General features: G+C 36.2%; 6 protein-coding genes and 1 CRISPR repeat array. All 6 genes read right to left on the bottom strand.

Annotated elements, in window-relative coordinates; all coding sequences use genetic code 11:
* Window positions 1-62 precede the first annotated feature (62 nt).
* A CRISPR array of direct repeats spans window positions 63-1,334; the repeat unit is 47 nt; unit sequence GTTGTGAATTGCTTTCAAATCATTATCTTTGTGCTAACAAGAACAGC.
* Between the two features lie 107 nt (window positions 1,335-1,441).
* A complete protein-coding gene (gene cas2 / locus H6A61_RS14320) occupies window positions 1,442-1,774 on the bottom strand; it encodes a CRISPR-associated endonuclease Cas2 (protein WP_204394549.1) in 333 nt (110 codons plus the stop codon).
* Window positions 1,775-1,816: 42 nt separating this feature from the next.
* Window positions 1,817-2,770 (bottom strand): type II CRISPR-associated endonuclease Cas1, encoded by a 954-nt coding sequence (cas1, locus tag H6A61_RS14315; protein ID WP_204394547.1) that lies wholly within the window; start codon window positions 2,768-2,770, stop codon window positions 1,817-1,819.
* A 27-nt stretch (window positions 2,771-2,797) separates the two neighbouring features.
* A complete protein-coding gene (gene cas9, locus H6A61_RS14310; RefSeq protein WP_204394545.1) occupies window positions 2,798-7,303 on the bottom strand; it encodes a type II CRISPR RNA-guided endonuclease Cas9 in 4,506 nt (1,501 codons plus the stop codon).
* Between the two features lie 360 nt (window positions 7,304-7,663).
* Window positions 7,664-8,446, bottom strand: coding sequence for a hypothetical protein (locus H6A61_RS14305; RefSeq protein WP_204394543.1), 783 nt, complete (start codon window positions 8,444-8,446; stop codon window positions 7,664-7,666).
* A gap of 45 nt (window positions 8,447-8,491) precedes the next feature.
* Window positions 8,492-8,917 carry a DUF1810 domain-containing protein gene (locus tag H6A61_RS14300; RefSeq protein WP_239469240.1) on the bottom strand — a complete coding sequence of 142 codons (426 nt, stop codon included), beginning with the start codon at window positions 8,915-8,917 and terminating at the stop codon, window positions 8,492-8,494.
* 179 nt (window positions 8,918-9,096) lie between these two features.
* Window positions 9,097-11,838 (bottom strand): fimbrillin family protein, encoded by a 2,742-nt coding sequence (locus H6A61_RS14295; RefSeq protein ID WP_204394540.1) that lies wholly within the window; start codon window positions 11,836-11,838, stop codon window positions 9,097-9,099.
* Between the last annotated feature and the right edge of the window lie 100 nt (window positions 11,839-11,938).

The following is an 11,938-nucleotide window of genomic DNA, read 5'->3' as shown; positions in this document are numbered from 1 at the left end:
CAAATCATTATCTTTGTGCTAACAAGAACAGCGACATTGGTTGAAGTATCAGGATCACGTGTGTTGTGAATTGCTTTCAAATCATTATCTTTGTGCTAACAAGAACAGCCATAATGAGAAATTTACGGTCCCATCATTGTTGTGAATTGCTTTCAAATCATTATCTTTGTGCTAACAAGAACAGCAGTCGGTAAGATTGGGAAACTAAGCTCAAGTTGTGAATTGCTTTCAAATCATTATCTTTGTGCTAACAAGAACAGCTAAAATCAATTTCTCCACTTCCTGAACCAGGTTGTGAATTGCTTTCAAATCATTATCTTTGTGCTAACAAGAACAGCAAACATAAGCAGGACATTTGTCAGAAAAGGTTGTGAATTGCTTTCAAATCATTATCTTTGTGCTAACAAGAACAGCTGTGTCCAGGTGATACATTTACATTTAATCGTTGTGAATTGCTTTCAAATCATTATCTTTGTGCTAACAAGAACAGCAGCCGTCTAGCAATCTTTTACATATATACAGTTGTGAATTGCTTTCAAATCATTATCTTTGTGCTAACAAGAACAGCCAAGAAGCTTACATGAATTGTAAGTGCGTTGTTGTGAATTGCTTTCAAATCATTATCTTTGTGCTAACAAGAACAGCAGAACACACAGAGAGCCGACAGCACACATGGTTGTGAATTGCTTTCAAATCATTATCTTTGTGCTAACAAGAACAGCATCCTGTTCAATACCTTTTCGTCCACTCCCGTTGTGAATTGCTTTCAAATCATTATCTTTGTGCTAACAAGAACAGCGAAACTCTTCATTACTAAATGTTAGTGTAGTTGTGAATTGCTTTCAAATCATTATCTTTGTGCTAACAAGAACAGCAGTTGGTTATCAGCAAGCAGCAGACAAGTGGTTGTGAATTGCTTTCAAATCATTATCTTTGTGCTAACAAGAACAGCCATAATTATTTCAATTAAATGTTATACGTGTTGTGAATTGCTTTCAAATCATTATCTTTGTGCTAACAAGAACAGCTGTTAAGCCTGAACATAACATAAGAACTGGTTGTGAATTGCTTTCAAATCATTATCTTTGTGCTAACAAGAACAGCCCGTTTCTGATAAATGTTCTGCTTATCGGAGTTGTGAATTGCTTTCAAATCATTATCTTTGTGCTAACAAGAACAGCTTTTACAAGTTGCACAACAACATACATTAGTTGTGAATTGCTTTCAAATCATTATCTTTGTGCTAACAAGAACAGCCACTTTCAAAAGTAAATTTTGCATTAGGAGGTTGTGAATTGCTTTCAAATCATTATCTTTGTGCTAACAAGAACAGCTGGATACGCACAACACCCTATGTTTCAACCTATTAGAAACATTATTAGGAATAAAAAAATGCTGTTCTTTAAAACAATATAACCCGCTAGAAGCTGGTTATATTGTTTTAAAATAATTCCAGCTGTTGTCCAGGAGCATTAGGAGTTGTAATTTTCTTTCCATAAAAAATCCTAATTTGTGCAAATTGTTTATCAGTAATACAAAGAATTCCTACTTGTCCCATATCAGGCAGAAATGACTGAACTCTTTTTATATGAACATCTGCATTTTCACTACTTGCGCAATGACGTATATATATGGAAAACTGAAACATAGTGAACCCATCTCGCTGAAGAAGTTTGCGAAAATCCGATGCTGCTTTTCTTTCTTTTTTTGTTTCTGTTGGCAAATCAAAAAAAACGAGTATCCACATAACCCTATATTCACTAAATCGTTCCATAAAAGAATATTAACTCTAAAAAAGTTTTATATTACATATACGTTAAATTGGAATAATTGGATACTGAATACGCCTTAATTCTCCATCAAAACATTTGTACAATGAAGAAGTTGTCTGAGCTACTGCTACCATCAAAGGACTTCGTTTTCCACCAATAATTACTTCCATAGTAGGAATAGACAATAATGAAGTTTTTATTTCCTTCTTCAATTCAATACTTTTACCATCACAAGTATCAAATATTCTTTTATAAATAGTGTACACCAAACGATCAACATACGGTCTATAAGGTTCCATTATATCATCCGCCAAACAATATGCATTATATCTGTTATGATGATGTATGCCCAATGTTGGGAGTAATCCACTTGAAACTAAAGCTCTTGATACAATAGCTCTTAAAATTGCATAACCGTAGTTTAAAAGATTGTTAGGTGGTACACCATCTCTTTCGCGTGTAAAACCATCCACCTCTGCAAACAACGATTTCCAATAATAAACAGCAGCCCTTGCCTCAATATTTTCAGAATCACCACTTTTAACACTATTGGCCCATACTTGCATACATTTTATTTCTTCTCCTTTGCATACTGATAACACTGATGCTTGATTCAATATCTTAGCCTGAACGGTCTGCTGCCATAATTGTTTCTTCAATGGAATAGATGCATCAATCTGTTTCCTAAATCGCTCACTTTGAATGGTATTTCCCTCAAGTGGCAGCATCATACCAACAGGCATACTTCTACTATCACAAGTAATTATGGCACAATTGTTTTCCAAAAGAGCATCTAAAGCTCCTGTTGTTATGGTTATTTGCTTGTTATCCAAAATAACCACACCTATATCTTCTATAGGCTTGGTTATTTCGGACTGATGCTTAAATGAGTCTGGAAGAGAATTACTATTTACTACTTCAGGAAGTCTTATAACCAGCTGCGCATTTCTTAACGACAAATACGCAGGATTTCCAAAATACAATGTCTTCTTTATCATAAAGCATTACAATTAATATAGTTTTAACTACAAGTTATACATAATCTTACCTAGACGATTTACTTTAAGTGGAATGCATATTTCCTTAATCATTTCACCAGATATGGCTCTCTCCATCTTATTTAGACTTGAAAATTCTTTTTTATCACACAGCACTCCAGAAACACTAAAATGAATAAAAAAGCATTGATATCCTGTACAACTCACCATCTTATAAATCCTTTCAGGTGCAGGATTTTCCGGCAGCAAGCCACTCCTCAATTCATCTTCCGTAGGAACATACACCAAATCATTGGGAGATAAAACAAACTTAGGTAGTAAACCTTCTTCATTAGCAGGAGCAGAAGGCAAACCTTCCTTTTGCAGTCTAATTACTTCATTTAATGGAACTGTGGCAAATGAACGCTTCTTACCATTATCATAAACCGCAAAAAACAAATTAGTACCTTTAGCTGCCTCAACAAATTTTGAGGCTTTATTACCTGTCTTTCCTACCGCAAACTTTTCTGCCTTTTCATATTCTCTCACCTTGTAGATTGGCTTATGTTTCTTCCCTCCATTCAAGATTTCAATATTTTTGTTCATACGCTCAAGACCTTCAGGAGAAAAAGCGACTTTAGAATCCCCCCCCTCTACCTCAAGATGTCTCAACAAGATAGTTCTAATACCTGTATCCGTAACTTTATTCTCTATCTTCTTTTTGTCAAAGTTCTCATCAAGCAGACTACGCGAGGCAAAATACCTGTCATTTGTATCTTTAGTAAAGTAATATGCAGGAATCTTCTTCAGATTCACTTCCTGCCAACTTTCATTATTATCATCAAAATACTTCTTTATAAGTTTTTCATTGTACCCCATAAGAATTAGTTCACGCAATTTTTTCTTAAAATCCTTATCGATAATTATTGCAGGATTATCAATAGCCTCCTTCAAACTTATTGTAGTCTCCTTTCTCAAGTTGACTTCACCGCTTACAGTCTCCTTATGCAAAGGTTTTCTTATAGCCCACCAATTAACGTTATTCTCCTGTTTTGATATTATAACTTTACCATCTTCCTTACGCTGATAAATGTTTTTAGTTTTGTTTATAACTCTCAAATTCTGCTTTATACTTACAATTATATTTAATAATACTGAATAAACGTCTTGAGTAAATGTATCCCACGGCTTAATAATTCGTTCTTTTCTGTCTGATTTGTCTCTTTCACACAATATATTACGAAGGTCATCACGGCTTACATTACTCCTAGAAGACAGATTATTAAGATAATTCACTATATTTCGTCCCGCACAAGCTATCACAATAGCATCCATAGCATGATGGCGATGGTCTATACGTTTCTTGTTAAATCCTTTTTGCAAATGAAACGGCATTGCCGGTATTATATGTCCACTGGTATTTACAGAAGTATAATCGGTGCTATCAGTAATCTCATTCATTCTTTGGAAACGCGGAAGTATTATCTTGTTCCATACATCATTCACACCCCAATCATTCTTCAAGCGGTCGGTCACTCCACCAGTACAAACCAAAACATTCTTGGAAATTGATTCCTGTTCGCCTTTTTCTCTTACTATATTCGAAAGCAAAGAAACGATTAATCTGCTTATATATCGGCTGTCGTTCATTTGTCGTTCTGTGAACTTTTCTGGTATATCATCCATAAGAAGTTTCTTCATTTTTGCTTTATTCTTTGAATAATGATCCTTAACAAACTTCTCATAATCATTTACCGAAAATATTTGTACCTCAGAGCCTGATGATAGTTGTACTTTTTCTCCATAATGACTCTTTATAAACTCATAACCAAGCATATTACCCTTCAGCTTATTGACTTCTGATTCACAAATAACCTTATTTGTCAGTGAATCATCAAAAAAACGTGATCTTGGTATGACATGTTCTATCTCGTAGGCAGTAGTGAAGAGTTTACTCAATGGTATAGGAGTGCCTGTATATGGAGATCTATACTTCTGCTCAAGCCACAGACGGTAACGCTTAATCTCAGACTTTGTAGGTCGTTTACTAGAGTCTGTTTCATTAAACTTTTTCAATATGGCAAGCATTTCGTCAACTTGCTTTTCATCTATTTCAGGAGAGTTCCAAGCTCCTTCTTCATAAAGGCGGAGTAAATCCTGTTGTGAAGGTGAATAAGGACGAACATTTTCAATACCTAATTCCGGATTTATAAACTCTGCCAAAAGAGCCTTTATACGCAAGTTCGTATTTTCATTCTCCTGCATTTGCTGACTCATTTTGCGCCTCTTGTCTGATGGATTCTTCATTTCTCTGCCAAGTTCCACATGAATTTCATCTATCCCTCCTACTTCAGTCCACACATCCCTAACTGTTCGCAATGTTTCAAGCACAATCTGTTCAACTATAGGATTACGCAATGAGTGCTGCTTGAATTTTCTAATATAATGGTCTATATCAGAAGGAGATGTCCACCGCTCTGTATTTCCAGCTTCCGAATGACGGTCATACACCACATAGCACGCAAGCCATAGCGGCAAACCTCTAAACAAAGTGATATCTGTAAGATTGATAGATTTCTCTCTTACTCTGTCACGTATATTTTCGTCATATTCTCCTGTAATGATTTTATCTATTCTTTCACGTGTAGAATCACATATATTTTCCTCCTTCCAATATTTTCCCATACGCATAAGAGGAAGAAGTTTATTTATTGCCTTTGCAGAATATGCACCATACGATTTTTCGAAAGCAGGAGTATTTATAAAAGCATCAATAAACTTAATACTCAAACCGCGTTTATCTGCAAATGACTCCAAAGCATGTTTTAACTCTTCTTTACTCGACACTGAATATAATATATGCCACAAGTTTTCTTCTGCTAATGAATCGTGACTTATAAACTCATCAAAAGTAATATCAGCCTTTTCAAGCCCTTTCAAGATTGTATAATGAGTTTTATTACATGGATATATCTTATCTTCCACATAATTCCAACGGTAATTGTTTATATTGCTTTTAGTAAATCCGAATGGCTTATACTTCAAAAAGTCTTCCTGTTTTATTTCCTTCTTAGTATTAAGCCAATCAAATAATTCTACATAATCATTCTCACCTTTAAGGAACTCATTTGTTACATCTACATCTACTTTGAGAGAATTACCTACCTCTTTTGTCTTTTGGTATATACGAAGATTTGAAATAAACTGCCAAAGCCTGAACTCCTGATATAGAGGATGGGATTTGGCTATACACTTCACTGCTACCGGTTTCCTTTCACCTGATTTTTTATCAATATATAAGTGTGATTCATAAGGACATTCATCTATCAAAGATTTTTTACTCTTTAAAGGTCTCTGGTAAAATAATATATCATTTACAAGGAAATAAGACAAATCATGTATCAGCATCATGTTCCTATGTGCTGGATTGTTGGGATATAATTCTTCAACACATTTCTCATAAAGAGCTCTATCACTTAACTCAGGATGAAACTCTTTCTGTTTTTTAAGTATTGCGTTGATTTCTTCTTTATAATATCTTCTTTCTATAGTACGTACAAGTTTTCCACGTATCTTCTGCTCCGGATTACGCAGCAGTGTATCGAAAATGTACTCACCTACTGTCTTTCCTGATGCATCAAGGTCGTTTTGTGTCTTTTGCTTTATAAGTTCCCATTCTGTATCCCATTCAGCTTCGGTAGGTATATTGAATCTGCACGACAAAGAACCATCTTCATTAAACTTATCTTTACCATCCTTATCAATATCTACTTTAACAATAATATCTTTCTCAACACCAATCCAATCAGGTATTTCCTTTTTAAAGATTTTGCCTGAGATACCATTTGCCAATATTACGATAAGAACTTTCAAGCCCTTATAAACTTCGTTTGTATCTATAATATCTACCACCTTCTGATGTTCAAAATACTGCCTGATCTTACTTGGCTTCTTTTCCTCTTCACTTTCATCTCTAAGTTGGAAATACCCTCTTTTCTGATTAAAATTAAGCAGAATCCAAGCAAGTTCTTCTTTAGTAACCTTGTGAGTCAAGGCTTTCTTTCGAAGATAATACAAAGTCCAATCGTATGGAACTTTAGATTCTTCAGAAATATATTGTGGACTATTTGTTTTAAACTCCTGAAGCATTTCTGAAAAGGAATCCATAAAAAGAAAATGATATTTGCAGTCAGCATTTCTGACCCATGCCAGTTTAGGTTCTGTATTGGAAAGAAACTTTCCATATCTGTCTAGTTGAGAAACATAATGATCAGGCAAAAACCCCATTACAGACAAAACTCTATTCAACCTTTCGCGTCTTAATTTACCTCTTTCGTACAAACGCCTTGTACTTCTATGTTCCCTGCGATCTTTTGTTTGAGAAACACTATTACCCTTTTCAAAATCCCCCATAATAGTTGCGTCCATAGGTATAATTCTACTACCAGCAGCCTCAATACCGCACAGGACATCTTTACCTTCGTTTTCCGCTTTATTTATAACTGCCCAACCTATACTGTTGGTTCCCAAATCAAGTCCTAAAATCTTTTTCATGGTAAATATTATATATGTTTTGCAACAAATATAATATAATTTTACTTAAAATCATTTTGAACATATATTTTTTTCTTTACATTTGCAATATGATTTGAAGCAATTCACAATAAGGATTATTCCGTTGTGAAAACATTAGGTTCCCTCGTCCTTTAACGGGGGATTTTTTATGTCTCAAAAGCTTAATGAAAGTAACCCTTTATTACCCTCAACTATAGCGTACCCTTAAATACCTCACCAATTCCCCATATTTATCATCCTTAGCAATAGTTTCTACTATCAAATGAGGATTAACCAAACGATACACGCCCTTATCCAATAATTCATTTTCTCATCAAGAAAAATTTCATGATTCTCGCACTACCTTCCCATATAATCGCTATAGTCCGATATATCATCAGTGTTTTTCTCAAACGTAAATGATACGTTTACAGTTCCGGAAACAAACGCCATTGCATCGGCAAGCTTTTTCTTATTTTCAGAAATCAACGGATGAAGAGTATCTGTAAGAAACACTCCTTCCAGATGTTTTATCTTTCCGATGCTTTTCTTCAACGTTTCCACTCCCCTGTAATCCTTGCTGTTCGGTTCAAAACAGAATCGGCCATTGAAAGTCAGAGTCAATCTGTTAACGTCGGCCACCTTGTCTTTAAAAAGCCCTATGGGCAACTGTTGGTTTATAACCTTTCCTTTCTTCTTTTGAGCTTCGATGTATATGCGTTCCAGTCTGGCTTCCGCGTTCTGTGCCACTTCGATGCTTGCTGCATCATTTTTCGGACATGTCAATACCGCTCCATCCAGTGAAGATACATTTGCCATTATCATTGCATCTTCCGGTATCTTCCAGCCATAATTCAGGCTACATTTAAACAGACGGTAACAGAATTGCTTCTCTTTTGGAGAGTCACCCATCTGAAAGCTGTCACAAAACTTTATGTTTACTTTTTTTACCTGATATCCTTTATTCTCCAATTCTGATTTTATGCACAATATCCATCCCTCGAATGCTGATGAATCATCCTGCATATTTCCGAATACTGACTTACTATTCAATAGAATTTCAAGTCTATCATCAAAGAAACTGAAACCAAGACCAGAAGGCAGATTACTGCCTATTATTTCTTTTATTTCCTTCTTATCCATAAATCCTAATTGGTATCATTCTTTATTATTAGAACCACCTATATATCAACGTATCTTTTCCAACGTCCTCCTACACCTCTCCCCTCCATAAAACTCGTCGAGCACTTCGCCGAATATGCTACCCGGCTGCACTGCATCGAACAGCGTCATGCTTGATTTAAGTTTCAAAGCATCAATATCTCCCATAATGCTTTCGATGTCTTTTCCTTTATGCATAAGCAGACTTTCTGTTATCTCGAAAAGCCTTTTACGGAGCAATTCATTTTCAAGATAATCTCTGGCTTCCTGCAAGGAGGTAATTCCATAGTACTCTGAATTATAGCTGAAACCAAGACCTTTTATCTGCGGGAAGATATACCATATCCAGTGCGTCAATTTCCTGCCGTTTCTTATCTCTTTCAAAGCCTGGTCATAACTATCGTTTTGTGCTTCGATAAATCTTTGAAGTCCTGTATTTTCAATGTTTTCCATAATCATAATTTTAAAATAATTAAAACTCAACAAGTGCAAAGCTTATGGTATAGTAACCAATCGCAACTGGGAAAAATAAAAAAAAGAGTGACTAAAGCCTTTAGAAAAGGATCTGCAATCCAACCCAGTACTTCAATCACTCTCTAAAAATAATTACATATATTCAAATGATAAGAATATCACCTTGCGTCTTTCCATCCGCCTCTTTTCACTACAGGCACACGATGACGTTTTTCCCAGTCCTCACGAACATTCTGAGAAGATGGTGCACTCAAAGCACGCGAAACTGAATAGTTTCTGTTTATTTCATCATAAGCGGCAAAGTCCTCGAAATCATATACCCAACTATCGCCTTCGGAAAGTTTCATTATTACCTGATACAGTCTTTCACGACTTGGCGCGTTAAACGGAGAGTCATTATAACGCATCATGCTGTTTTCTGTAGGTCTGTAAGCTCCTTTGCCATACAAATAAGAACCTTCGTAAAGTCCCAGACTTTCACCGGCATAACGCATATCATCCAAGAAATGTGCCCATTTTACTTCTTCTGTGCTATTTCGCCAGTCAACATTGGCGCCCCATCCATAATTGTTCCACATATTATCCAACTCTATGCGCCCTGCATCAGGCAACGTCTGATTCTCATAACCTCCTTCCACATATTCATCCATCAACCTGCCCAATCCGTGACCGCAAACTTCATGGTTCAGGACATCGTTTACACCATCCATCATATATCCTACGTACGTTCCGTCATCTAAATACATAGTGGTATAACTCCGACCTGAACATCCTTTATTGTATATTACTGAAACCATCTGGTATGGAGCATTCTCCAAGCCCGGCACCTTTTTAGCATATTCGAAACAAACATTGTCATCCTCATTTATCCTATGCACAGCATTAGGATAGAATTCAGCATTCGGAGATACAACCTTCACACTATATACATTGAAACGGTCTCTAAACGATTTTAGCGGTTCATAGGCAAAATACTGATCCATAGCCTGTTTCATTACCTGCTCATATAATCCGTCGTCGCCCATGTCTTTATCAACAAATGCCTCACCCATGAATACCAGATTTATTCCTTTTCCTCTGGTGGCAGTCTGCAATGTCTTCACTTCACCGTCTCGCGAATAGTCCGTAGAAGTATATAAATCTACATCTCCCAAACGTTCTGACAATATATTTGTTATTTCATTACGATTTTGCGTCAAGCTCTGGAGTATCACCTCTTTGTTTTGATCAACGACAAAAATCGTAGGAGTAAGTTTTGTAAAGAAGCCTGGAATCTGAAATCCACGGATTGTCTGCATTTCAAAATTCCTCCATTTTACCTGATGTTCGTTTACATATTTCTGTATCTCATCCTTTGTGTCAAGACAATATCCTATAATTTCAAATCCGATATTCCTGTATTGTTCATACAAAGGTTTCAGATAGTTCTCTATATAATCATTTGAAAAAGGACATGTATAACTCCAATGAACAATAGCTGTAAGCTTGTTTTTCGTATATTCAATATCCGATGAGATTGTGTTTCCATCTATATCTTGTACCACAAAATCCGGGGCAGGAAGAACAACTCCTGATATATCAAATCCTCCGGTTATACAGCCTACCCATAAGTTTTTCCAGTTCGGATGATTCACCACTGCATCCGGAAGACGTCCTGTAAAATTATTATAGCCCAGATTGAAAGCTTCCAATACATCCATCAGTCCGGCATATGATTCTGGAAGTGTTCCCTCGAAATTATTATTGGACAAATCCAGATTTACCAATCCACAAAGCTTAGAAATCGATTCCGTCAATTCACCCGACATATTGTTATAGCCCAAATATAACCTCTTCAGATGACGCAGTTTCTCTATCTCAGCAGGAATATTTCCTGTCAGGTTATTATCAATTAGATTTATTCCTTCTACATATTCACCGGACATGCTTATACCATACCATTCCGACAAAGACTTGTCACTACACCAGTTGGTATTGTTTGTCCACTGCGGACCTCCTGTAGCATTATAAAAGGCAATCAATGCCTCACGCTCTTCCCGTTCAACCTTATCAGGATCATAATCTACTTCACCTAATGTCAAATCGTAAACATGGCCGGCCTGGAAACCACCCACAGGCGCTTTCTTTTCCAAAAGGCCGTCACCCGTCCCGTTGGCATCAAATTTATAGAATGTGAGATAATTGTCCTCTGTGGTTGGAAGAACTGCTATATAACAGGTTATAGTATCCTTGGTTTCAATCACGTCAGAAGGAACATTGTACCACACATAGTCTCTTTTCTCTGTTACAATCTTCTCTTTCTTAAAATCAAAATATGGAGTTACATCCACATCATTATCAACATACATAATAGGCTCCAAAGATTCTACTAAAATTCCATAACTTCCTTTCAGGAGTTCAGTTTTGATATTTAATTTAATGAAAGCAAACAGATGCTTGAAGTTCAAGACCAGTTCGTCTCCGGCAATTTGACCTTTGGCATACATCAAATCGCATTTGGCAGACGGAAGACCTTCGGAATATTCCTGATTCAACTTCGGAAGCTGCATCTTAGGATAGTCAATTGTTGTCTGTTTATATGGATAAAACGCATAGACTTCCTTTCCTTCCTGCTGATTAAGACGTTGTCCGGCAGGAGCGAAACTGACTTGTTTGCCTGAAGAAGTTGCTTTGTATTCCAGCAGTGATGTCTGTGTATCAGTAAACAGTCCGATTGCATCATCTGCCGCCCATGTAACTGTCACCTTACCATCTCCAACTTCATATTCTGTTCTTGACGGAGTATCCAAATTACCTATTACGCGAAAACCGCCGTCATCGCCAAACATATTTTCGTCAGTACAGCCGACTATTGTCCATACCAGCAAAAACAGACCTATATAATTCTGAATCTTTTTCATACGTAAATATTAAGCGTCCTACACATAGAGTAGGACAGGTTTATACTAAAATTGATATAAAACCGAGTGTTTTGACAAAAGAAAGATTAGCACTCATGAA

The organism is Bacteroides caecigallinarum, assembly GCF_016901995.1.
GTDB lineage: Bacteria > Bacteroidota > Bacteroidia > Bacteroidales > Bacteroidaceae > Phocaeicola > Phocaeicola cellulolyticus.
This window is presented reverse-complemented; position numbering and strand designations above follow the sequence as displayed.

What these genes read in the sequence shown, in the direction of transcription:
- cas1 (WP_204394547.1), bottom strand. Translation starts at nt 2,770, where the DNA reads ATGATAAAGAAGACATTGTATTTTGGAAATCCTGCGTATTTGTCGTTA.
- cas9 (WP_204394545.1), bottom strand. Translation starts at nt 7,303, where the DNA reads ATGAAAAAGATTTTAGGACTTGATTTGGGAACCAACAGTATAGGTTGG.
- cas2 (WP_204394549.1), bottom strand. Translation starts at nt 1,774, where the DNA reads ATGGAACGATTTAGTGAATATAGGGTTATGTGGATACTCGTTTTTTTT.
- H6A61_RS14300 (WP_239469240.1), bottom strand. Translation starts at nt 8,917, where the DNA reads ATGGAAAACATTGAAAATACAGGACTTCAAAGATTTATCGAAGCACAA.
- H6A61_RS14305 (WP_204394543.1), bottom strand. Translation starts at nt 8,446, where the DNA reads ATGGATAAGAAGGAAATAAAAGAAATAATAGGCAGTAATCTGCCTTCT.
- H6A61_RS14295 (WP_204394540.1), bottom strand. Translation starts at nt 11,838, where the DNA reads ATGAAAAAGATTCAGAATTATATAGGTCTGTTTTTGCTGGTATGGACA.